Source organism: Pantoea sp. X-Soil-TKNS-1207 (assembly GCF_059730485.1).
This window is the reverse complement of the sequence record NZ_AP035958.1, coordinates 4,107,863-4,129,644: the sequence shown is the minus strand read 5'-3', so window position 1 is coordinate 4,129,644 and position 21,782 is coordinate 4,107,863. Positions and strand designations below refer to the sequence as shown.

Here is a 21,782-nt window from a genome sequence, read left to right as displayed (position 1 = left end):
GCTTCAGCGAGGTCGGCACAAATGCCGACCCTACGTCCGGGACCTGCAATCAAACCCCATCAGTAATCGGTTTACGCACCAGCAGCAGATACGCCAGCGCGCCCACGACCGTCACACCGGCACAAATCATCAGCGCCAGGCTGAAAGACTTGGTGGTATCCAGCACCCAACCGGTCACCACTGGCGCGAACGAGGCGAACACAAAGCTGGCGAAGTTCTGGATGCTGCCGACCGACGCCGTCATACGCGCCGTCACATTGGCGTGAATCAGGCCCCAGCACGACGTACCGGCAAAGTGGATGCAAAACAGCGCCATACCGATCAGCGTCACAGCGCTGGTGGTATCGGTGGCACGGGCAACAAAGGCGGTAAACGCCGCGGACAGCAACATACCGCAGACGATGCTCACCTTACGCACCTTCACCGCATCCATACCGCGACGTACCAGCGCATCCACCGCATAGCCATTCAGCAGCATACCCGCCGCGCCAAACAGGAACGGAATCGCCGCCAGCAAACCGGTGCTTTTCAGGTCCAGATGATAGGTGGATTGCAGGTAGCCCGGCAGCCAGGCGATATACAGCCACGCGGTGTAGTTGATGCCGCTGAAGCCAATCATCATGCCCCACATGGTGCGCTGCTTAAACAGACCACGCCACTCGGCAAAGCTGATCGGCTCTTTGCGTGAGGCGACGCTGCCCGCCTGCAAATAATGGATCTCTTCGGCGCTCAGCTGGTTATTGTCCCGATTGCGATAGGTCAGATACCAGCCGATAGCGAGGAACATACCCAGCACGCCGATGGTGACGAACATGCCACGCCAGCCCAGCACCAGCATCATCGCCGCCAGAATCGGCGGGGCGATAGACAGGCCAATCATCGAGGCGGCGTTAAACATCCCCATCGGCATACCGCGATCTTTGATATTGAACCAGTCGTTGATGACCTTCACGCCGCACGGGTTCATCGGCGCTTCGCCGATACCGAGGCCGATGCGCACCAGCACAAACTGGGTAAAGTTATGCACCAGACCCGCCGCCGCCTGGAACAGCGACCAGAAAAACATGCCAATCGCCAGCATAATGCGCGGGCCTTTGCGATCCAGCAGCGCGCCACACGGCAGCTGCGCCAGACCGTAAGCCAGCGAAAACGCCGACAGCAGCACGCCAATCTCGGTGGCCGACAGGCCCAGTTCGCCACGGATGGTCATATTGGCCACCGACAGCGAACTGCGGTCGAGATAGTTAATGATGGCGGCAAACAGCAGCAGCAACATCGCGGTGACCTGAATTTTTCTGATGCGTGGGGATCGCACCACATCGCTGCGTGCGGGGATAAAATCTTGCCCCTCTGCGATTGGGGCGGGTGTTGTCTCGCGACCACGAGCCGACGTATTTTCCATTGCAACCTCCCGGATCTGGGTACTTATCGTTATCAGTCAGTGTGGGATTCTGTGGTCGCCAATTGATGCGACCTCAACAGATGGTTCCGAGACTAGAAGCAAAGATGACGGGATGTTGCAAAGATGTTTCTGATTCGTGCGGGAGCTAATGCTTTGTGGTTTTTAATCGGTTTTTAATTGTACTGACGAATTGAGCGGATCATGGAGGTTTTGGCGGTATCGAGATGGGCGTGCAGGGCGCACAGCGCCTCGACATCCTGGCGGCTAATCAACGCGGTCAGGATTGCCATATGCTCCTCCAGCGCCACGATATTACGTTGTTTGAGATCGCTCTCATCCCATTGATAATGCGAGTGAAAAATCACTGAAATAATCTCCAGAGACTGATTGAAAAACGGGTTGTTGGCGGCCGAAAGGATCAGCGAATGCATCTCCTTATCCAGCGCGGCAAAGTGGCGATAATTGCTGGCGATGGTGTCGCGCATCGAACGGTGGCGATCGAGCAAATCACGCGCCTGAATCCAGCGTTCATCGTCGGATGCCAGGTTAAGAAAGCGATTCAGCGCGTGGGTCTCCAGCATTTCCCGCAGTTCAAATAGCTTCTCCGCGTAATCCTGGTCGAACTTTTTCATCCGCCACTGGCCGCGCTTTACCGGTTCCAGCAGGTCATAACGCATAAAACGCAGCAGAAATTCGCGTACTACCACCGGGCTGACCTTGACGCGCTGCGCCAGTTGCAGCTCGGTAAAGGTGTCGCCGGGCATCAGCAGCCGCTGGTTAATCAGATTGAAAAACGCCAGCTCGAACTGCGCCGCCTGCTGCTCAATCGGCGGGGTGAGGGCGCTGAAACCATCCTCGTTGCTGGGGTCGCGCACGATAACGTAAGTCTCATCCACCTTTTCCAGCACGCCGCGCTGATGCAGATATTGCAGCGTATGGCGCACCGTGGTGCGGCTGATATTGAACATCTCCGCCAGTGCCGCCTGCGGTGGCAGCGGCGAACGAATATGGCGCTGGGCGATGGCTTCCAGCATTTGGTTTATCACGTTCTGGCGCAGGTTTTGACTTCGGCTCATGGCAGGCTCCGGTTTTTTATTTATTAAAAACCACGTAAAGCCCAAAAAAATCGGGATGCCTCACAGTTTTGTCAGTGCAACAACCCGTTAACATCGGATTTCGCCATAACTGTGACATCAGCACAGGAGAAACCTATGACAAGCATGAAAACCCTGGTGGTTGCGGAACCGCGTCGCATGGTGTGGCAGCAACGCGCTACACCTACGCCCGCCGTACACGAGGTTCTGATTAAACCGATTACCGCCGGGATTTGTGGCACCGATATTCACGCCTGGGCGGGCAATCAGCCGTTCTTCAGCTATCCGCGCGTGCTCGGTCATGAGCTGTGCGGTGAAGTGGTGGCGCTGGGCAGTCAGGCGAGCGGGTTTCGCGTCGGGCAGCGCGTGGCGCTGATCCCTTACGTCTCCTGCCAGCAGTGCGATGCCTGCCAGAGCGGCAAAACCAACTGCTGTGAAAATATCTCGGTGATTGGCGTGCATCAGGATGGCGGTTTCTGTGAATTGCTCAGCGTGCCGCAGGACAACCTGATGGCGGTGGACGATGTCGCGCCGGAAGCGGCCGCGCTGATCGAACCCTTCGCCATCAGCGCCCATGCGGTGCGCCGTGCGGCGGTGGCGGCGGATGAGCATGTACTGGTGGCGGGTGCCGGGCCGATTGGTCTCGGTGTGGCGGCGATTGCCGCGGCGGCGGGGGCAAAAGTGGTGGTGGCGGATACCAGCGAGCAGCGCCGCGCACACGTCGCGCAGCAGCTGGGGTTAGCCACCGTCAACCCGCTGGACGCGGATTTCGACGCCACGCTGCGCGCGCAGTTCGGCGGACGGCTGGCGGCGAAGGTGATTGACGCCACCGGCAGCCCGGCGGCGATGAACGGCACGGTGAAACTGATGCGGCACGGCGGCACCATCGTGTTTGTCGGCCTGCACAAAGGCGATCTGGTGATCCCGGATACCGAGTTCCACAAAAAAGAAACCACGCTGATGGGCAGCCGTAACGCCACGCGCGAAGATTTCGCTAACGTGCGCAAACTGATGGCGAACGGTCAGCTACGTGCCGACATGATGCTCAATCGCCACTATGATTTCTCCACCCTGGCGGAAACGTTTGAACCCGAGGTGATCAACAATCGCGCGTTGATCAAAGGCGTTATCCACTTCGCGCGTTAAGCCTGCAAGGTGGCGAAAAAATGCTGACGTACGGCGTCAGCATCGACACCCAGACACAGGCGCTGCGCGCGCAAGCCAGCGAAGGGATCGTCGCGTGAGGCGAGTGCGCCGAGGCGACGCAGCGTCTGACCCCGGCTGATACCTTCGGTTGCCACGCGCACCGGCGCTTCAGTCACCTGAAAGGCCTGCGGCAATGCCAGCCAGGAGAGGGTCAGGGTGTCGTGCAGCGCCATGCCATCAAATCCCTCTTTTTCCAGGCTGTAAGCCAGATACGGACGGCAGATCGCGCTCAGCACTGGCTGATTAAGCTGCCGCACTTCATCGCCGGTAATCAACACCTTATGGGTGACATCCAGCGGCACCACCACCACCGGCAGCGCCGAGGCCAGCACCTGATCGGCAGCGTGCGGGTCTTTCCAGATATTGAACTCAGCAAACGGCGTGACGTTGCCCGCGTGGCCGTCGGTGCCAAATGCGCCGCCCATGATCACCAGCTCTTTCACCAGCGGAATAATGTCCGGGGCCTGGTTGATGGCGCTGGCGATGTTGGTCAGCGGACCAATCGCCACCAGGGTGATGGCGTGGGGCTGCGCGCGCACGCTATCGATGATGAATTGCACTGCGCCAGGCGCCTGATCGCTGTGGGGATTGTCGAACGCATCACCCAGGCCGTCGTCGCCGTGCAGGCGCGCGGGTGCGGAAGGCGCCAGCGCCAGCGGACGCGAACAGCCGCGATAGACAGGCGCATCAATCGCCATTTTCTCGCAAAACAGCCGGGCATTTTTTACTGCCTGACCCACCGCGACATTGCCGAACACCGTGGTGATGCCGAGTAATGTTTGGGTGCGCGCGGCATAGGCCAGCGCAAAGGCGTCATCCACGCCGATATCGGTATCAAAAATCAGGGTGCGCATGAGGGAATCTCCTGTTCATTTTCTGGCAAGGTAAAGCAAAAGTCAGTGATTGCGAAGCGGATATAAAGAGTCTGAATTTAGACCAATGCGGAGGGGAAAATGAAAAGCGAAACTATCAGTTACATCAAAAAAATGCAGCCGCTCGCGATCTTTCAGAACCCATTCTGGTCACGCAAAATGGTACGCCTGCTTACGTTATTGAGTCCTGAGAAGCGCGCCAGCAAAGAGATGAAACGCTGGCATTGCTGAAGCTACTGGCCTTGTCTGAAGAAGATAAAGCGGCTGGGAAAGGGATGACCCGGCAACAGCGGTTGGATACAGTATGCAGCACACGGAAGAGCACTTCAGTATCGTCTATTTGCCAACTGTACGATTAAGCCTTCAGGACATTGCCGCTGCCGGGGTAATGACCCTAAACCGATCATTGCCAGAGCATGAGATGAATTCGAATCGCGGGTTAATCCGCACCCATTTCTTCAGGAAATTGATTATGTGCTGATAACTCTCTGGTTTGCACCAGATTGTCCGCCAGCGTATTATCAACCGCCTAAGGTGATGGCGTGCCACCTTCCCCAACCGCCGTTCTGGCAACAGACGGCTGATGACGCCTGACAACACTCATATCCCTGCGCGGGAGACGGCGGTGTGTCAGGCGTTTTTCTGTCCTGTCGCGGCCCTGCGCGTAATTCATTTCAGGAGCTCCAAAGTATGTTGAAGTCGTTACTGGCTGTTGTGCTGGGTGGTGCCGTGGGCTGTACGCTGCGCTGGTTGATCTCAGTTCGTTTTAACGCCCTGTTTCCTAACCTGCCGCCGGGCACATTAATGGTCAATCTGGTGGGCGGTTTTATTATTGGTGGCGCGATGGCGTGGCTGCTGAAAAATCCCCAACTCGATCCTGCCTGGAAGCTGCTTATCATCACCGGCTTTTGTGGTGGCCTGACGACGTTCTCCGCTTTCTCGGCGGAAATTATGGTGATGCTACAATCAGGAAAGTACCTGTGGGCAATGTCGAGCGTGATGGTGCATGTTGTCGGTTCGGTGCTGATGACTTTTGCCGGTTTCGCTCTGGTCAATCTCCTCGGATAAACAGCGCGCTTGAAATAACCATTAAGAGGTAGATACTGATCCGAGTTCTGCGCGTGTGACGCGCGGAATTTGTCACCGATTTATCCGGACGATTAAGGAGCACGTTGATGAGTAGTCACCCCAAATTCCTTAACCTGGTGTTGTTAAACGGTGGGCCAGAAGAGAAGCTGCATGCAGTGCGGGCCGCTGGCTTTGATCAGGTTGAGATCTGGCGTGAAGATGTGCAGGCCAGCGCACAGGGCACACTGGCGCTGACGCAGCTGGCGGCTCAGTTGCAGATTAAGTTTACCAATTTGCAGGTACTACGCGATTTTACCGGCGCGCCGGATCGGGAAAGGCTGCAAAAACGCGAAGAACTGCGTCAGTTTATTCAGATTGCCCAGGCGCTTGGCTGCGACACCATTCAGGCTCCGGCCAGCACAAGTGAAGATTGCATTGCGGAACGCATTGATGAGGATCTGCGCTGGATGGCGTCCGAGGCCGCGCGCCATAAGATGCGCATCATGTACGAGCCGATGGCGTGGTGCAGCGTTGATAACACCCTGCCGCTGGCGTGGGAGCGTCTGCAACGGCTAGACCAGCCGAATATCGGACTGGTGGTCGATCTGTTTCATATCTGCGCCCTCGGCGGCGACGCCTCGCAGCTGGACGGCATTCCCGCCGACCGTATCTATGAAGTGCAGCTCTGCGATATGGCGGCGCAGCCGCCGCAGGACAAACAGGCAATTATGGATATCGCGCGTCACCAGCGGCTACTGCCCGGTGACGGCATCATCGAAGTTGAACGTTTTGTCGATAAGCTGAAAAGTGCCGGTTACAGCGGCCCGGTGGGTATTGAAGTGTTCAACGATAAGTTAAAAGCGCAGCCACCGGCAGTGGCGGCGCAGCAGGCCTGGGCGGCGTTAAACCGCTACTGGCCTTAATCCTGCAAACATTGGCCGATAAAGGCGGCGGCCTGCATCGCGCCCTGCGATGAAATGGTGTGGCCGGTAGCTGGTTCGAAGCGGGTTTCCAGCGTGACGCCTGCGTTTTTCAGACGCTGCGCGGCGGCTTCGCTTTCGGTCCACGGTATCACGCCATCCGCATGGCCGTGGATCAGCAGCGCTGGCGTATGCGGCAACGGCGTTAACGCGCCGTCAAACGCCAGTCGACCGGAGAACGCCACCACGCCCGCCAGCGGGTAACGGCCAGAGGCCAGCGCATCCAGCGCCATAATCGATCCCTGCGAGAAACCCACCAGAATCACTTTGTCCCAGGCATCCGCAAACCCGTGCTGCGCCATCAGCTGTTGCAGGGTTTCGTCAAAGGCGGCGCGGGCTTCACGTACCCGCGCCGGGCGATTTTCCGTGGTCACGCCGTTCAGGCTAAACCACTGATAACCCATGCCGTGTTCAAACGGATACGGCGCGTTCGGCGAGGCAAAGGCCACGTCCGGTAGCAGGCTGGCCCAGTGCTGGCCGAGTACCGCTAAATCGTCGCCATTGCTACCGACACCGTGCAGAAAAATCACTAACGCTTTGGTCATCTTACCGCTCCTTAAAAACCGTATTCCGCCATATCCGGACCAACCGGCACGATACCATTCGGGTTAAGCGCCTTGATTGAATAGTAGCCCTGTTTGATATGGTCAATATTGACCGTCTGCCGCACACCCGACACCGCCAGCATACTTTTCAGATAACGATTGAGCAGCGGATAGTCGCGCAGGCGGCGCAGGTTGCATTTGAACAGGCCATGATAGGCGACGTCAAAACGGATCAGCGTAACAAACAGACGGATATCCGCTTCGGTCAGCTGCTCGCCCAGCAGGAAGGTGCGGCCATCGCTCAGCCGGTCTTCCAGCTCATCCAGCTGGCTGAATACGTCGTGAAACGCCTGCTGATAACTGATCTGCGTGGTGGCGAAGCCGGTACGGTAGACGCCGTTATTCAGGCGCGGGTAAATCGATTCGTTCAGCGCATCAATCTCGGCTTGCAGCTGTGCCGGATAGAGATCGATATGGTTATCCGCCAGATCGCCAAAGCCGCTGTTCAGCATCCGCAGGATATCGGCGGATTCGTTGTTGACGATGGTCTGCGTCTTTTTATCCCACAGCACCGGTACGGTGGCGCGGCCAGTAAAATCGGCAGCGGCGCGGGTATACAGCTCGTGCAGGTATTCGGCGTTGTTCAGCGTATCGCGATCGGCACCCGGATAGTCGCCGAAATGCCAGCCCTGGTCGCCCAGCTGCGGTTCCACCACCGACACGCTAATCACCTGCTCCAGCCCTTTCAGGCTGCGGGCAATCAGGGTGCGCGAGGCCCACGGGCAAATCAGCGCGACATAGAGGTGATAGCGATCCGGCTCGGCGGCAAATTCGCTGGAGCCATCGGCGGTGACCCAATGGCGAAAACTGGATGTCTGACGGACAAAGCCGCCCTGTTTATCGGTGGCCTGAACCGGATGCCACTCTGCGCTCCACTTACCGTTTACCAACATCGCTCTGCTCCTCTGTGGTGATGTTGGTTAGCTTAACCTGCTGCCGGATGGGTGATAATCCGGGGAAAACGGCTTTCATTGCTTCCATATTGGAAGGAATCAGCCGGGCGGATGATGCTGGAAATGGTCGGCGAGGAAGTCGATCAGCAGACGGGTTTTTTGCGCCAGATGGCGTGCGGGCGGATAAAGCGCAAACAGGCCGAGCGGCGGCGTGGCGAAGGCATCCAGCAGCGATACGATCGCACCGCGTTGCAACGCCGGGGCGGCGATAAAGCCGGGCAGACGCGCGATTCCCAGCCCGGCCAGCGCTGCCTGCAAACAGGCTTCGGTATTGGAAAAGCACAGGCGTCCGCGAATCGGCATATTGACGCTATCACCGCACGGCGTCACAAACGGCCAGTGCCAGGGATCGCGGAAATTGGTGTCGCTGATGCATTGATGGGCCGCCAGATCGCGCCAGTGCTGCGGCGTGCCGTGCCGGTGCAGATAACCGGGCGCAGCCGCCACCCGTACCGGCACATCACCGAGACGGCGCGCAATCAGGCTGCTGTCATCCAGCTTGCCGATCCGAATCGCCATATCGAACCCTTCATCGACGATATTCACCGCACGATCGGAGAAGTTCACATCCAGTTCAATCAGCGGATAGGCGCGGGCAAACTCCACCAGTACGCTGGCCAGCACCGCCGTGCCAAAGGTGCCGGGCGCACTGATTTTCAGCCGTCCGGTGGGCGTGGTGGCGCTTTCGCGCACCGTGGCATCAAGGGTGTCGAAGGCTTCCAGCAGGCTTTTCACCCGCTCGTAATAGGCGCGACCAACTTCGGTGGGCGACAGCGCGCGCGTGCTGCGCTTAAACAGCTGCACCCCCAGTTCCTGCTCCAGCTTTGAGACCAGCTTCGAAGCCTGGCCGCTGCTGGTGCCGAGGCGCGCGGCGGCACCGGCAAAACTGCCGACTTCCAGCACGGCGACAAACATGCGGTCACAATCAAGACGATCCATGGCGCTTCCTGGCAACAAACAAAGCCTGAGTATATAGCGCCTGATGCGGGTCAGTTAAGAAGGATTGTAGGGTCGGTATTGATACCGACCAGGCCAGAGTCTGCACGGATTTGCCGCAGCAATAGCTTCGCATTCGGTGCGCTGCACCTTTTCCCCGGCGGCAAAACCTGTTTGACTACAGATTCGCCTTTATCTGGCCGGGAGCCACAGATGTCTTTGCTTCACCTGTCATCGCTGACGGAGATTAGCGCCGCCGCGTGGGATGCACTGTTACCTGACGATCAACCGTTTTTACGCCACGTTTTTCTGCTCACGCTGGAGGAGAGCGGCAGCGTTCGCCCGGAAAGTGGCTGGCAGCCGGATCACCTGGTGTGGCGTGAGCAGGGTCAGGTGCGCGCGGCGCTGCCGGGCTACCGCAAACGCAACTCCTGGGGGGAATACGTGTTCGACCACGCGTGGGCCGATGCCTGCCAGCGCGCGGGCATCCGTTATTACCCGAAATGGCTGGGCGCGATCCCGTTCAGTCCGGTGACCGGGGCGCGTCTGCTGGGCGATGCCGCCGAACTGATTGCTGCGCTGCCGGATTACCTGCACCAGCATGGGCTGAGCAGCGCTCATATCAACTTCACCACGCCACACGCCAACGCGGTGATGGAACAGGCCGCCGACTGGCTGCCGCGCCTCGGCATTCAGTACCACTGGCACAATCGCGGCTACCGGGATTTTCAGGATTTCCTCGATACCCTGATGTCGCGCAAACGTAAGCAGCTGCGCAAAGAGCGCGAGCAGGTGGCGAGCAGCGGCTTTGCCTTCGACTGGTATCGCGGCGATGAACTGCGCGAGGATCAGTGGGACTTTATCTACACCTGCTACGCCAACACCTATGCGGTGCGCGGCCAGCAACCCTATCTGACGCGCGATTTCTTCAGCCTGCTGGCGGAGCGTATGCCGCACAGCATCCGCGTCTGCATCGCCGCGTTGCAGGGGCAGCAGGCGGCGATGGCGTTTTGCTTAGTGGATGGCGAGACCCTGTATGGTCGCTACTGGGGCTGCCTGGCGGAGTTTGATCGGCTGCATTTCGAAACCTGTTTTTATCAGGGGATGGATTTTGCCATCGCGCAGGGGTTGCAACGTTTTGACGCTGGCGCCCAGGGCGAGCACAAGCTGGTGCGCGGCTTTGAACCGCAGATCACCCATTCATGGCACTATCTCAGCCATGTGGGATTGCGCGAGGCGGTTGACGATTTTCTGCAACAGGAACGGGCAGGGATGCGCGCCTGGGCGCTTGAAGCGCGCGACGCCCTGCCATATCGGCGCGGCGATTAATCCACGCCGACGAAACCACCGGTCTGATGCTGCCACAAACGGGCATACAAACCGTTTTGTGACAGCAGCTCGCGGTGGTTGCCCATCTCGACGATTTGCCCGTTCTCCAGCACCACCAGCCGATCCATTTTGGCGATGGTCGAGAGGCGGTGGGCGATGGCAATCACCGTTTTGCCCTGCATCAGCGTTTCCAGACTCTCCTGAATCGCCGCTTCCACCTCGGAATCCAGCGCGGAAGTGGCTTCATCCATAATCAGAATCGGCGCGTCTTTCAGCAGCACCCTGGCAATGGCGATACGCTGACGCTGGCCGCCCGACAGCTTGACGCCGCGCTCACCCACATGCGCATCCAGCCCGGTACGGCCCTGCGGATCGGACAGCAGCGGAATAAATTCATCGGCGCGGGCGCGCTGAATCGCCTGCACCAGCTCGGTTTCGGTGGCGTCCGGGCGTCCGTACAACAGGTTTTCGCGAATCGAACGATGCAGCAGCGAGGTATCCTGGGTGATCATGCCAATCTGGCTGCGCAGGCTCTCCTGCGTCACATTGGCGATGTTTTGATCGTCAATCAGGATGCGGCCGCCGTTAAGGTCATACAGGCGCAGCAGCAGATTGACCATGGTCGATTTACCGGCACCGGACGGGCCAATCAGGCCGATCTTCTCGCCCGGCTTGATGTTGAGGTTAAGGCGGTTAATCACCTGGCGGCTGCCGCCGTAATCAAAACGCACATCCTCGAAGCGAATCTGGCCACGCGTCACCTGTAGTTTCTTCGCCGCCGGGGCATCCTGCACGCTGAGCGGCTGGGAAATGGTGTTCAGGCCATCCTGCACCATACCGATATTTTCGAAAATGCCGTTCACCACCCACATAATCCAGCCCGACATGTTGACCAGGCGGATCACCAGGCCGGTCGCCAGCGCAATGGCACCGACGCTGATCAGCGACTGGCTCCACAGCCACAGCGCCAGCCCGGAGGTACTGACGATCAGCAGGCCATTCAGGCTCGACAGGGTGATATCCATGCTGGTAACCATGCGGCTGGCCTGCTGGGTTTTGTCGGTTTGCTCCTGAATCGCTTCGCGCGCATAACGTTTTTCCAGGTCGTTGTGCGCGAACAGTTTGATGGTCGCGATATTGGTGTAGCCATCGACGATGGTGCCCATCAGTTTGGAGCGCGCTTCTGACGAGACCACCGAACGCTGCTTCACTCGCGGTACGAAGTAGCGCAGCGACAGGCTATAAGCGATCAGCCAGACAATCAGCGGAAGCATCAGGCGCCAGTCGGCCTCGGCGAACAGCACCAGCGAGGTGACCGCGTAAATCACGACGTGCCAGATGGCATCCACCAGTTGCACCGCCGAATCACGCAGCGAGTTGCCGGTTTGCATGATGCGCTGCGCAATGCGTCCGGCGAAATCGTTCTGGAAGAAATTCAGGCTCTGGCGCAATACATAGTTGTGATGCTGCCAGCGGATCATGCTGGTCATGCTCGGGTTGATGCTTTGATGCACCAGCAAATCGTGCACGGCAATCACGATGGGGCGCAGAATCAGCGCTACCACCGCCATCCACAGCAACACCGGCCAGTTATCGGTAAACAGCGTGGCGGGCGTTGAATGGTTGACCAGATCGATGATGCGACTGAGGTAGCTGAACAGCGCCACTTCAATCAGCGCCTGCGCCAGCCCGACAATCAGCAGCGCGATAAAGCTCGGCCACACCTGACGCAAATAGTAGAGGTAAAACGGCCAGACTGTGGAAGGAGGGGAATCCGTTGGTGCATCCTGGAAAATATTGATAAAACGTTCAAAACGGCGATACAGCATAGCGTCACTCTTTCCGTCTCATTGAGTCCTTTAGCTTAGTGTAATTTTCAGGAGAATACCGATATGGAATTGCTTATCCGTGGTCGTGAACCGCGTGATGCCGCAGCGTACCAGCGTCTCTACAGCCAGCCTGACGTCTATCAATGGACCACCCAACTGCCGTATCCCAGCGTTGCCACCTGGGAGAAAAAGTTCGAGAAAATGGATGGCGAGGGGTTTATCGCCTTTGTGGCGGAAATCGACGGCAGCATGGTGGGGGAACTGACGCTGTTTGTGGAGCATCGCCCGCGCACGCGTCACGGCATCAGCTTCGGTATCAGCGTCGATCCCGCCTTTAGCGGGCGCGGCATCGGTGAAAAGTTAATTCGCACCGGTCTGGATTACGCCTTTAACTGGCTGGGGGTGCAGCGCGTTGAACTGGAAGCGTTTCACGATAACCAGCGCGCGCAGCGCCTCTATCAGCGGCTGGGCTTTGAGCACGAAGGGGTGAGGCGCAAAGCCTGCCTGCGTAACGGGGAGTACCACGATATTGTGGTGATGTCTGTGCTGCGGGAAGAGTGGCAGCGTTAACCGGCAATAGATTGCGCCGCTACCGATCGCGCTGAATCGTAGCGGCGCGGCTTTAATCGCGGTTACTCACTTTTCTCAACGTATTTCTGCATATTCTCTTTGGTGACCAGTTCGAACGGGATCCAGACGTGTGAATCCACTTTCTCGCCTTTAATCAGCTGCTGCGCCACCTCAACCGATTTTTTCCCCTGGCCAATCGCGTCCTGGAAGACGGTGACCTGCAAGGTACCCGCCGCCAGCGCTTTCAGTCCGTCCGGCGTGGCATCAATGCCGCCAACGAGGATTTTTTTACCGGTTTTCGCCTGCGCCAGCGCCATGGTGGCACCAATCGCCATCTCGTCGTTATTAGCCGCGACGATATCGATCTCTTCGCCGTTGGTCAGCCAGTTAAGCATCAGGTCCATGCCTTCGTTACGCGCGTAGTTGGCGGTTTGTTTCAGCACCACCTTCATGCCCGGATACTTCGCCACCACCTGCTCGACATCTTTGGTACGTTGCAGCGCGCCCGCATCGGTCAGGTTGCCGATCATGATCGCCACCTTACCTTTGTAGTCCGCCATTTTGGCTAAGGCTTCCATTTGCAGCGTGCCGGATTCACGTTCGTCAGAACCGACAAACACCACGCCCGGCGGCAGCGTTTTATCCCCTGGCGAACGGTTGACATACACCAGCGGAATCTTTGCCTGTTGCGCCATTTTGGTCAGCGCCGGGGTGCTGGCGGAATCGACCGGATCGACGATGATGGCGTCGACACCCGCGCTGATAAAGTTCTGCACCTGATCGGTCTGGCGGCCAACATCGCCGCGTGCGTCTTCAAACTGCACGCCAAGTCCGCGCGTTTTGGCTTCTTTATCAATCGCGTGGCGAATGATGGTCAGAAAGTTTTGATCGAAATAGGCCATCGACACGCCAATTTTTGCCGCCAGCGCGGAGGCCGAGCTGCACAGCAGGCCAACTAACACTATCGCCTTAAGGGTTTTCATCGCGGACTCCAGGGGTAGGGTTGTTATTAGAATGAAAATTTCATCGAGATAAAAAATGATTCAATGAAACCATTTGCAGACTACGAGGCGGCTAATCCGCTGACAACAGGTAAATGCACAATCTGCTGCCGCGCGCACACTTCGCGCGCGGGGACGCGACTTGCCGGGCGCGCATAGTCGCGCAGCGCAGGATTTTCCTCGACCTGGCGCACACTCCTGCGCTTTGTCGCGCACGGATTCAGGGTTCTGTGCAGCGCCGCACCCTCGCTTGTGTCATGCGCCAAATCGGGCGCGAAATTGGTCGTGCAATTCCACCATCCGCACAATGACCGTGGCCGAAGCGGCTCTCTATATTTGCTGAACAGGGAAAATTACGCGGTATTCCTGAATAACAACGTTTCGGGGCAGGACGCTCCCCTGTAAGGAATTCACCCTATGCCATCAGCAAAAAAACCTAACCGTACCAGCCACGTACGCATCTGGATCCTGATGCTGATCCTGTTTCTCTCGGTAGTGGCCTATGCCGACCGTTCGATCCTGTCGATCTCCGGTTCGGCGATCAAAGAGGAGTTTGGGCTATCGGCGATCCAGCTGGGTCTGATCCTCTCCGCCTTTAGCTGGGCTTATGTCATCGGCCAGATCCCAGGCGGCCTGTTTCTCGATCGCTTCGGCACGAAAAAAGTTTACGGCGTGACGCTGGCGCTATGGTCCATCTCCACCATTGCGATGGGCTTTGTCGGTGAGTTTTCCAGCGGCATGACCGCTGCGCTGACGCTGATGTTTGCCCTGCGTTTCGCCCTCGGCCTGATTGAAGCGCCGAGTTTCCCCGCCAATGCGCGCGTGGTGATTATGTGGTTCCCCGGCGCAGAGCGTGGGCGTGCCTCGTCGCTGTTTAGCTCGGCACAATACTTCGCGGTGGCCATCTTTTCGCCGCTCTCCGGCTGGCTGGTCTCCCGCTATGGCTGGGAGTGGCCGTTTTTCGTGCTGGGCGGCGTTGGCGTGCTGGCGGTGTTTGTCTGGGTCGCTTATATGCGCAGTCCGCAACAGCATCCGCAGGTATCCGAGGCGGAGCTGGAACACATTGTCGGGGGCGGTGCGCTGGTGGATATCGATTCCGCCCAGACGCTTAAGGCCCGTCCGGCGCTGAGCAAAGCGATGTTCAGACAGCTGCTCACCAATCGTATGTTGTGGTGCGCCTATCTGGGCCAGTACTGCATCATCGCGCTGAGCTACTTTTTTATTACCTGGTTTCCCATTTACCTGGTGCAGGCGCGCGGCATGAACATCCTCGATGCTGGCTTTGCCACGATTGCGCCCGCGCTGTTTGGCTTCGTCGGTGGCATCAGCGGCGGCTATATCTCAGATACCCTGCTGGCGCGCGGCTGGAGCATCTCCTGGGCGCGGAAAACGCCGTATATCGTCGGTATGCTGATGGCGGCGACGCTGATTCTGGCCGCAGCGATCCCGAGCAATGTCGGCATTATCGCCATCATGTCGTTCGCCTTCTTTGGTAAAGGCGTGGCGGCAGGGGCAGGCACCTGGACGGTAATCAGCGATACCGCGCCGAAAGAGGCGGTGGGGCTGGCAGGCGCGATCTTTAATGGCATCGGCAATATCGCCGGATTTCTCACCCCGCTGCTGTTTGGCATCATCGTGGGCGTGACCGGCAGCTACAGCATCGGGCTGGTGTTTGTCGGCGCGCACTGCGTGGTGGCGGCGTTGCTGTTCCTGCTGGTAATGGGTCCAATCGAACGGGTTGGCGAAGCGTCAGACACGGCCGCAACCTCCGGTAAAACCACGGCGAAAGAAGATGGCATCAACGCCATTTAAGCGGCTGGCCTGCGGGTTGAAAGGAAATCAGGAATCCGCCTCGACAATTCGCTGAGATGTTACGCGTTGCAGTTGTGCACGGTGCATAGGTGCAATAAATTCCTGCCATGAAACAGGCGATGCGCAAACCGACCAGCGTAACCACACTGGAAACTTTTCTCGCGCAACAACATCAGGTGGCGTAGCCTGCCCGATTCGCCCTTAATGACGACCCTGCACACCAGCAAATGACCGCGCATGTCATGGCACATTTATGCGCGCGCGCCCACAGATCGCACAAAACTGCCTGAAGAAATTTTGCACAGCTGCCGATATCTCTCTACCCCTCGCTGATATTAAGGAGAGATATCGTGATAAAGCTGATAAACGTTGACGAGTTACGCCCGGGGATGTTTATCCACAAACTGGAAGTGTGGTGGATCAAAGACAAGCGTATTCGCAACCAGATGCTGATCACTGATAAACGCCAGATCGCCATGATCCGTAACGAAGGGATCAATGACGTGTGGATCGATCTTGATAAATCGGTACAGGCGCCGCAAAAACCGCCGGAACCGAAAAAAGCGATTCCCAGAACCCCTTTTTTCCAGGAGCTGGACCAGGCGCAGGCGATTTTTAGCCAGGGCAAGCCGCAGGTACTGGCGATGTTCAATGAGGCGCGCCTCGGGCAGAGCCTCGATCTTGGCTATACCCTCAATCTGGTGGATGAAATCGCCGGATCGATTACCCGCGAACCCACTGCGCTGCTCAGCGTGGCGCGGCTGAAAAATCATGATGATTACACCTATCTGCACTCCATGGCGGTCTGCGGTCTGATGATCACCCTGGGTAAAAAAATGGGGCTGGATGAGCATCAGCAGCGTCGGGTCGGTATGGGTGGCTTGCTGCATGACGTGGGCAAAGCGGCGGTACCGCTGGCGATCCTGAATAAACCCGATCGGTTAACCGACGAAGAATTTACCGTGATGCGCCAGCACCCGATTGTCGGCGCGCAGATGTTGATGGAAGCAAATGCGGGCGACGATCTGCTGGATATCGCGCTGCATCATCATGAAAAATTCGATGGCAGTGGCTATCCGCATGGGCTGAAGGGCGAGGAGATTTCGCTGTTTTCGCGCATGGCGGCGGTGTGCGACGTGTACGACGCCGTGACGTCAGTTCGCCCTTACCGCAAAGGCTGGAGTCCCACCGAAGCGATGCACAACATGTTGAGCTGGCGCGGCCACTTCGATAGTCGGCTGCTGAGCGCCTTTGTGCGCACGATCGGCATCTATCCGGTGGGAACGCTGGTGCGGCTGGCCTCCGGGCGCGTGGCGCTGGTGGTGCAGGCCGGTGAAATGTCCCTGCTCAAGCCGAAAGTCCACGTCTTCTGGTCGCTGCACGCGCAACGCGAAATCAGGCCGGAACTGCTCGATCTTGGCGATAGTTTTTGTACCGATAGCATCACCGGCGCGGAAGATAGCGGCCTGTGGCAAAACGTCGATCTTAATCGTATCTGGGCACTGGAAAGCGCCTGATTTTCGACCATTTTTATACTTTTTTTACGCCCGTAACCCGCCTTTTTACCCCTTCTTTATACCGCTAAGCTCATGCTTGCAGCACAACCAAAATCCTCTGGAGGTCGCTGTGAGTGTGGGCGTGATAACCGGCATCGTGCTGGTGTTTTTATTACTGGGATATCTGTTCTATGCCCTGTTAAATGCGGAGGCCTTCTGATGGCTGCCAACGGGTTTCTGCTGATTGCGGTCTATCTGCTGGTGCTGATGGTGCTGGCGCAACCGCTGGGACGTTATCTGGCGGTGATGGTCGCCGACAGGCCGCTGCTGCCGCGTACCGAACGTGTGCTGTGGCGGCTGGCCGGGGCAGAGGGCGAAGCGATGCGCTGGCCGCACTATCTGCTGGCGATTCTGCTGTTCAACGCGCTGGGCTTTGTGCTGCTGCTGGTGATGCTGATGGCGCAGGGCGCGCTGCCGCTCAACCCGCAGCATCTGCCGGGGCTGAGCTGGGATCTGGCGCTGAATACCGCTATCAGCTTTGTCACCAACACCAACTGGCAGGCGTACAGTGGCGAAAGCACCCTGAGTTATTTCAGCCAGATGGCGGGCTTAACGGTCCAGAACTTCCTGTCGGCGGCCACCGGTATCGCCGTGGCGTTTGCGCTGATTCGCGGTTTTGCCAACCGTTCGCTGGCGACGCTCGGCAACGCCTGGCGCGATCTGACGCGCATCACCGTCTATCTGCTGCTGCCAATCAGCCTGCTGATGGCGCTGTTTTTCGTCAGCCAGGGCAGCATTCAGACCTTTGAACCCTACCATGTGCTCACCACGCTGGAAGGCGCGAAGCAGACGCTGCCGCTGGGGCCGGTGGCCTCGCAGGAAGCCATCAAAATGCTGGGCACCAACGGCGGCGGCTTCTTCAACGCCAACTCGGCACATCCGTTCGAAAACCCCACCGCGCTGACTAACTTTGTGCAGATGCTGGGCATCTTCCTGATCCCGGCCGCGCTGTGCTTCGCTTTTGGTCAGCAGGTCGGCGATCGCCGCCAGGGCCATATGCTGCTGTGGGCGATGACGCTGATGTTTGTGCTGGCGGTCGTCACCGTGATGTGGGCGGAGCTGCGCGGTAATCCGCACTTCCTGACCCTCGGCGCGGACAGCGCCATCAATATGGAAGGGAAAGAGGCGCGCTTTGGCATCCTCAATTCCAGCCTGTTTGCGGTGATCACCACGGCGGCCTCGTGCGGGGCGGTAAATGCGATGCATGACTCCTTCACCGCGCTTGGCGGCATGGTGCCGATGTGGCTGATGCAGCTGGGCGAAGTGGTGTTCGGCGGAGTCGGTGCCGGGCTGTACGGCATGTTGTTGTTCGTGCTGCTGGCGGTGTTTATTTCTGGCCTGATGATCGGGCGTACCCCGGAGTTCCTCGGTAAGAAAATCGATGTGTGGGAAATGAAGATGACCGCGCTGGCGATTCTGGTGACGCCGACGCTGGTGCTGGTGGGTACCGCGCTGGCGATGATGACCGACGCGGGTCGCTCGGCGATGGCCAACCCCGGCACCCACGGTTTCAGCGAAGTGTTGTACGCCGTCTCCTCCGCCGCCAATAACAACGGCAGCGCCTTTGCCGGATTGAGCGCCAACACGCCGTTCTGGAACCTGTTGCTGGCGGTATGCATGTTTGTCGGACGTTTCGGCATCATCATTCCGGTGATGGCGATTGCCGGTTCGCTGGCCGTCAAAAAAGTGCAGCCGGTGGGCAACGGTACCTTACCGACGCACGGCCCGCTGTTTATCGCCTTGTTGATTGGCACCGTGCTGCTGGTGGGCGCGCTGACTTTCATCCCCGCACTGGCGCTCGGCCCGGTCGCGGAACATCTGCAACTAATTCAGGGATAACGGAATCATGAGTCGTCAACAACTGGCCCTGTTTGATGCGGCACTGACCCGCACCGCCATACTGGATGCCGTGAAAAAACTCGATCCGCGCGTGCAGTTTCGCAATCCGGTGATGTTTCTGGTGTGGCTCGGCAGCGTGCTTACCACCGTGCTGGCGGCCGGTATGGCGTTCGGCCAGCTGAGCGGCAGTGCCGGTTTCACCGCCGCCGTCTCCGTCTGGCTGTGGTTTACCGTGCTGTTCGCCAACTTCGCCGAAGCGCTGGCGGAAGGGCGCAGCAAAGCGCAGGCCAATAGCCTGAAAGGGGTGAAAAAGACCAGCGATGCGAAAATGCTGGCCGAGCCGCGCTATGGCGCAACGTGGAAAACCGTTTCCGCCGATAGCCTGCGTAAAGGCGATGTGGTGCTGGTGGAAGCCGGCGACATCATCCCGTGCGACGGCGAAGTGCTGGAAGGGGGCGCTTCGGTGGACGAGAGCGCGATTACCGGTGAATCCGCCCCGGTGATCCGCGAGTCGGGCGGCGATTTCTCCTCCGTGACCGGGGGAACCCGCATCCTGTCCGACTGGCTGGTGATCCAGTGCAGCGTTAACCCAGGGGAAACCTTCCTCGACCGTATGATCGCCATGGTCGAGGGGGCCAAACGCCGTAAAACGCCGAACGAAATTGCGCTGACCATCCTGCTGGTATCGCTCACCATCGTGTTCCTGCTGGCGACAGTGACGCTGTGGCCGTTCTCCGCCTGGGGCGGCACGCCGGTCACCGTCACGGTGCTGGTAGCGCTGCTGGTGTGTCTGATCCCAACCACCATCGGTGGTCTGCTCTCCGCCATCGGGGTGGCCGGTATGAGCCGTATGCTGGGGGCGAATGTGATTGCCACCAGCGGCCGCGCGGTGGAGGCGGCGGGCGACGTGGATGTGCTGATGCTGGATAAAACCGGCACCATCACCCTCGGCAACCGCCATGCCACCGAATTCCTGCCGGCGCCTGGCGTCAGCGAGCAGCAGCTGGCCGATGCGGCCCAGCTGGCGTCACTGGCGGATGAAACCCCGGAAGGACGCAGCATCGTGGTGCTGGCGAAGCAGAAATTTAATCTGCGCGAACGCGATCTCAGCAGCATGGGGGCCAGCTTTATCCCGTTCTCGGCCCAGACGCGTATGAGCGGCGTGAACGTGCAAAATCGCCTGATCCGTAAAGGGGCGGTGGATGCGGTGCGTCGTCATATCGAAGCCAGCAATGGCCGTTTCCCGCCAGAAGTGAACGCTGCCGTGGAAGGGGTCGCGCGCAGCGGCGGCACGCCGCTGGTGGTCGCCGAAGGCGCGCAGGTGCTGGGCGTGGTGGCGTTGAAGGATATCGTCAAAGGCGGTATCAAAGAGCGCTTTGCCGAGCTGCGCAAGATGGGGATCAAAACCGTGATGATCACCGGTGATAACCCCTTAACCGCCGCCGCCATTGCCGCAGAAGCGGGCGTGGATGATTTTCTGTCGGAAGCAACGCCGGAAGCCAAGCTGGCGCTGATTCGCCAGTATCAGGCGGAAGGGCGTTTAGTGGCGATGACCGGCGACGGCACCAACGATGCCCCGGCGCTGGCGCAGGCTGACGTCGCGGTGGCGATGAACTCCGGTACGCAGGCGGCGAAAGAGGCGGGCAACATGGTCGATCTCGACTCCAACCCGACCAAGCTGCTGGAAGTGGTGCATATCGGCAAACAGATGCTGATGACGCGTGGCTCGCTGACCACCTTCAGTATCGCCAACGACGTGGCGAAGTATTTCGCCATTATTCCGGCGGCGTTTGCAGCGACCTATCCGCAGCTGAACCGGCTCAACGTGATGGCGCTGCACTCGCCCAATTCCGCCATTTTGTCGGCGGTGATTTTTAACGCGCTGGTGATTGTGTTTCTGATCCCGCTGGCGCTGAAAGGCGTGAGTTATCGCCCGCTGAGCGCCGCCGCGCTGCTGCGCCGCAATCTGTGGATCTACGGCGTGGGTGGGCTGGTGGTGCCGTTTATCGGCATTAAAGCCATCGATATGTTGCTGACCGTGTTTGGCCTGGTATAAGGAGAAGAGAAATGAGTCAGTTACGTCCGGCTATTGTATTGTTAGTGCTATTAACGGTGCTCACTGGCGCGCTTTATCCGCTGCTGACCACCGGACTGGCGCAGTGGTGGTTTCCGGCGCAGGCCAATGGTTCGTTGCTGGAGCAGAATGGCGCGGTGCGCGGTTCGGCGTTGATTGGTCAGGGATTTAGCCAGCCCGGCTATTTTTGGGGCCGCCCTTCAGCAACGGGCGACAGCGGCTGGAACCCGCTGGCCTCCGGCGGCAGCAACCTGGCGGGCAGCAACCCGGCGCTGGATAAAGCGGTGGCTGAACGCGTTGCTGCGCTGCGCGCCGCCAATCCGCAGGCTTCTGCCGCCGTACCGGTAGAGCTGGTGACCACCTCGGCCAGCGGCCTCGATCCGGAAATTTCACCGCAGGCGGCGTTGTGGCAGGCCCCCCGTATTGCGACGGCGCGTCAGATGCCGTTGCAGACGGTGCAGGCGCTGATCGCCAGCCACACCCAGCACCCGCTGCTGCCGTTTATCGGCGAAGAGACGGTGAACGTGCTGCGGCTGAATATGGCGCTGGATGCGTTAAAAGGCTGATGGATGGCTGGTCGGCATACATGCCGACCCTACAACAAATTCACCCCGTAGGGTCGGCATTTATGCCGACCTGGTGAATGACCGCACCTG

Annotated in this window: 19 protein-coding genes, 1 pseudogene and 1 riboswitch; of the genes and pseudogenes, 12 read left to right on the top strand and 8 right to left on the bottom strand. The window is 58.8% G+C overall.

Annotated elements, in window-relative coordinates; genetic code table 11:
* Nucleotides 1–49: 49 nt before the first annotated feature.
* The gene (locus AC6I8V_RS19240) at nt 50–1,402 is read right to left on the bottom strand and encodes an MFS transporter (RefSeq protein WP_497843766.1); all 1,353 of its coding nucleotides are present in this window, start codon (nt 1,400–1,402) and stop codon (nt 50–52) included.
* 173 nt (nt 1,403–1,575) lie between these two features.
* Complete coding sequence (locus AC6I8V_RS19235) at nt 1,576–2,478, bottom strand: GntR family transcriptional regulator (protein ID WP_497843765.1); 903 nt, start codon at nt 2,476–2,478, stop codon at nt 1,576–1,578.
* A 135-nt stretch (nt 2,479–2,613) separates the two neighbouring features.
* Between AC6I8V_RS19235 and AC6I8V_RS19230 the strand changes: the two genes are divergently transcribed.
* Nucleotides 2,614–3,642, top strand: a complete 1,029-nt coding sequence (locus AC6I8V_RS19230; protein ID WP_497843764.1) for a zinc-binding alcohol dehydrogenase family protein — start codon at nt 2,614–2,616, stop codon at nt 3,640–3,642.
* On the opposite strand, the gene AC6I8V_RS19225 is transcribed toward AC6I8V_RS19230, so the two are convergent.
* Complete coding sequence (locus tag AC6I8V_RS19225) at nt 3,639–4,556, bottom strand: nucleoside hydrolase (RefSeq protein ID WP_497843763.1); 918 nt, start codon at nt 4,554–4,556, stop codon at nt 3,639–3,641. The two genes, AC6I8V_RS19230 and AC6I8V_RS19225, sit on opposite strands and share 4 nt — an antisense overlap.
* Nucleotides 4,557–4,655: 99 nt before the next feature.
* On the opposite strand from AC6I8V_RS19225, the pseudogene AC6I8V_RS19220 reads away from it, so the two are divergent.
* The 3 genes and pseudogenes from AC6I8V_RS19220 to AC6I8V_RS19210 all read left to right on the top strand — a co-directional run bounded on the left by AC6I8V_RS19220 (nt 4,656) and on the right by AC6I8V_RS19210 (nt 6,565).
* Nucleotides 4,656–4,933 (top strand): annotated as a pseudogene (locus tag AC6I8V_RS19220) (type II toxin-antitoxin system Phd/YefM family antitoxin).
* Nucleotides 4,934–5,098: 165 nt separating this feature from the next.
* A riboswitch (Fluoride riboswitch) is annotated at nt 5,099–5,174 on the top strand.
* A gap of 90 nt (nt 5,175–5,264) precedes the next feature.
* Nucleotides 5,265–5,642, top strand: coding sequence for a fluoride efflux transporter CrcB (gene crcB, locus AC6I8V_RS19215; RefSeq protein WP_497843762.1), 378 nt, complete (start codon nt 5,265–5,267; stop codon nt 5,640–5,642).
* Nucleotides 5,643–5,749: 107 nt separating this feature from the next.
* On the top strand, nt 5,750–6,565 hold the full coding sequence (locus AC6I8V_RS19210; RefSeq protein WP_497843761.1) for a sugar phosphate isomerase/epimerase family protein: 816 nt from the start codon (nt 5,750–5,752) through the stop codon (nt 6,563–6,565).
* Here AC6I8V_RS19210 and AC6I8V_RS19205 read toward each other — a convergent pair.
* The 3 genes from AC6I8V_RS19205 to AC6I8V_RS19195 form a co-directional block, all read right to left on the bottom strand.
* Nucleotides 6,562–7,167 carry an alpha/beta hydrolase gene (locus AC6I8V_RS19205; protein WP_497843760.1) on the bottom strand — a complete coding sequence of 202 codons (606 nt, stop codon included), beginning with the start codon at nt 7,165–7,167 and terminating at the stop codon, nt 6,562–6,564. The two genes, AC6I8V_RS19210 and AC6I8V_RS19205, sit on opposite strands and share 4 nt — an antisense overlap.
* Before the next feature lie 11 nt (nt 7,168–7,178).
* Nucleotides 7,179–8,120, bottom strand: coding sequence for a glutathione S-transferase family protein (locus AC6I8V_RS19200; protein ID WP_497843759.1), 942 nt, complete (start codon nt 8,118–8,120; stop codon nt 7,179–7,181).
* A 99-nt stretch (nt 8,121–8,219) separates the two neighbouring features.
* Complete coding sequence (locus AC6I8V_RS19195; protein WP_497843758.1) at nt 8,220–9,119, bottom strand: LysR family transcriptional regulator; 900 nt, start codon at nt 9,117–9,119, stop codon at nt 8,220–8,222.
* Nucleotides 9,120–9,329: 210 nt separating this feature from the next.
* Here AC6I8V_RS19195 and AC6I8V_RS19190 point away from each other — a divergent pair, with 210 nt between their 5' ends.
* A complete protein-coding gene (locus AC6I8V_RS19190) occupies nt 9,330–10,445 on the top strand; it encodes a GNAT family N-acetyltransferase (RefSeq protein ID WP_497843757.1) in 1,116 nt (371 codons plus the stop codon).
* On the opposite strand, the gene AC6I8V_RS19185 is transcribed toward AC6I8V_RS19190, so the two are convergent.
* Entirely contained in the window at nt 10,442–12,274 is a 1,833-nt protein-coding gene (locus AC6I8V_RS19185; RefSeq protein ID WP_497843756.1) for an ABC transporter ATP-binding protein, read from the bottom strand. The two genes, AC6I8V_RS19190 and AC6I8V_RS19185, sit on opposite strands and share 4 nt — an antisense overlap.
* Before the next feature lie 63 nt (nt 12,275–12,337).
* Here AC6I8V_RS19185 and AC6I8V_RS19180 point away from each other — a divergent pair, with 63 nt between their 5' ends.
* The gene (locus AC6I8V_RS19180) at nt 12,338–12,844 is read left to right on the top strand and encodes a GNAT family N-acetyltransferase (protein WP_497843755.1); all 507 of its coding nucleotides are present in this window, start codon (nt 12,338–12,340) and stop codon (nt 12,842–12,844) included.
* 62 nt (nt 12,845–12,906) lie between these two features.
* Here AC6I8V_RS19180 and AC6I8V_RS19175 read toward each other — a convergent pair whose 3' ends face one another.
* On the bottom strand, nt 12,907–13,827 hold the full coding sequence (locus tag AC6I8V_RS19175) for a sugar ABC transporter substrate-binding protein (protein ID WP_497843754.1): 921 nt from the start codon (nt 13,825–13,827) through the stop codon (nt 12,907–12,909).
* Nucleotides 13,828–14,262: 435 nt separating this feature from the next.
* On the opposite strand from AC6I8V_RS19175, the gene AC6I8V_RS19170 reads away from it, so the two are divergent.
* From AC6I8V_RS19170 to kdpC, 6 genes are all read left to right on the top strand, one after another.
* A complete protein-coding gene (locus AC6I8V_RS19170; RefSeq protein WP_497843753.1) occupies nt 14,263–15,657 on the top strand; it encodes an MFS transporter in 1,395 nt (464 codons plus the stop codon).
* Nucleotides 15,658–16,007: 350 nt separating this feature from the next.
* The gene (locus tag AC6I8V_RS19165; RefSeq protein WP_497843752.1) at nt 16,008–17,174 is read left to right on the top strand and encodes an HD-GYP domain-containing protein; all 1,167 of its coding nucleotides are present in this window, start codon (nt 16,008–16,010) and stop codon (nt 17,172–17,174) included.
* A 109-nt stretch (nt 17,175–17,283) separates the two neighbouring features.
* Nucleotides 17,284–17,373: a K(+)-transporting ATPase subunit F gene (kdpF, locus tag AC6I8V_RS19160; protein ID WP_071783594.1), complete on the top strand. Its 90-nt coding sequence runs from the start codon at nt 17,284–17,286 to the stop codon at nt 17,371–17,373.
* Nucleotides 17,373–19,052 (top strand): potassium-transporting ATPase subunit KdpA, encoded by a 1,680-nt coding sequence (kdpA, locus tag AC6I8V_RS19155; protein WP_497843751.1) that lies wholly within the window; start codon nt 17,373–17,375, stop codon nt 19,050–19,052. The genes kdpF and kdpA overlap by 1 nt, the downstream gene beginning before the upstream one ends.
* A gap of 7 nt (nt 19,053–19,059) precedes the next feature.
* A complete protein-coding gene (gene kdpB / locus AC6I8V_RS19150) occupies nt 19,060–21,108 on the top strand; it encodes a potassium-transporting ATPase subunit KdpB (protein WP_497843750.1) in 2,049 nt (682 codons plus the stop codon).
* 11 nt (nt 21,109–21,119) lie between these two features.
* Complete coding sequence (kdpC, locus tag AC6I8V_RS19145; RefSeq protein ID WP_497843749.1) at nt 21,120–21,692, top strand: potassium-transporting ATPase subunit KdpC; 573 nt, start codon at nt 21,120–21,122, stop codon at nt 21,690–21,692.
* The last annotated feature ends 90 nt before the right edge of the window (nt 21,693–21,782 follow it).

Coding starts and splice junctions, on each gene's coding strand:
- AC6I8V_RS19240 (WP_497843766.1), bottom strand. CDS start 1,402: ATGGAAAATACGTCGGCTCGTGGTCGCGAGACAACACCCGCCCCAATC.
- AC6I8V_RS19235 (WP_497843765.1), bottom strand. CDS start 2,478: ATGAGCCGAAGTCAAAACCTGCGCCAGAACGTGATAAACCAAATGCTG.
- AC6I8V_RS19230 (WP_497843764.1), top strand. CDS start 2,614: ATGACAAGCATGAAAACCCTGGTGGTTGCGGAACCGCGTCGCATGGTG.
- AC6I8V_RS19225 (WP_497843763.1), bottom strand. CDS start 4,556: ATGCGCACCCTGATTTTTGATACCGATATCGGCGTGGATGACGCCTTT.
- crcB (WP_497843762.1), top strand. CDS start 5,265: ATGTTGAAGTCGTTACTGGCTGTTGTGCTGGGTGGTGCCGTGGGCTGT.
- AC6I8V_RS19210 (WP_497843761.1), top strand. CDS start 5,750: ATGAGTAGTCACCCCAAATTCCTTAACCTGGTGTTGTTAAACGGTGGG.
- AC6I8V_RS19205 (WP_497843760.1), bottom strand. CDS start 7,167: ATGACCAAAGCGTTAGTGATTTTTCTGCACGGTGTCGGTAGCAATGGC.
- AC6I8V_RS19200 (WP_497843759.1), bottom strand. CDS start 8,120: ATGTTGGTAAACGGTAAGTGGAGCGCAGAGTGGCATCCGGTTCAGGCC.
- AC6I8V_RS19195 (WP_497843758.1), bottom strand. CDS start 9,119: ATGGATCGTCTTGATTGTGACCGCATGTTTGTCGCCGTGCTGGAAGTC.
- AC6I8V_RS19190 (WP_497843757.1), top strand. CDS start 9,330: ATGTCTTTGCTTCACCTGTCATCGCTGACGGAGATTAGCGCCGCCGCG.
- AC6I8V_RS19185 (WP_497843756.1), bottom strand. CDS start 12,274: ATGCTGTATCGCCGTTTTGAACGTTTTATCAATATTTTCCAGGATGCA.
- AC6I8V_RS19180 (WP_497843755.1), top strand. CDS start 12,338: ATGGAATTGCTTATCCGTGGTCGTGAACCGCGTGATGCCGCAGCGTAC.
- AC6I8V_RS19175 (WP_497843754.1), bottom strand. CDS start 13,827: ATGAAAACCCTTAAGGCGATAGTGTTAGTTGGCCTGCTGTGCAGCTCG.
- AC6I8V_RS19170 (WP_497843753.1), top strand. CDS start 14,263: ATGCCATCAGCAAAAAAACCTAACCGTACCAGCCACGTACGCATCTGG.
- kdpA (WP_497843751.1), top strand. CDS start 17,373: ATGGCTGCCAACGGGTTTCTGCTGATTGCGGTCTATCTGCTGGTGCTG.
- kdpB (WP_497843750.1), top strand. CDS start 19,060: ATGAGTCGTCAACAACTGGCCCTGTTTGATGCGGCACTGACCCGCACC.
- kdpC (WP_497843749.1), top strand. CDS start 21,120: ATGAGTCAGTTACGTCCGGCTATTGTATTGTTAGTGCTATTAACGGTG.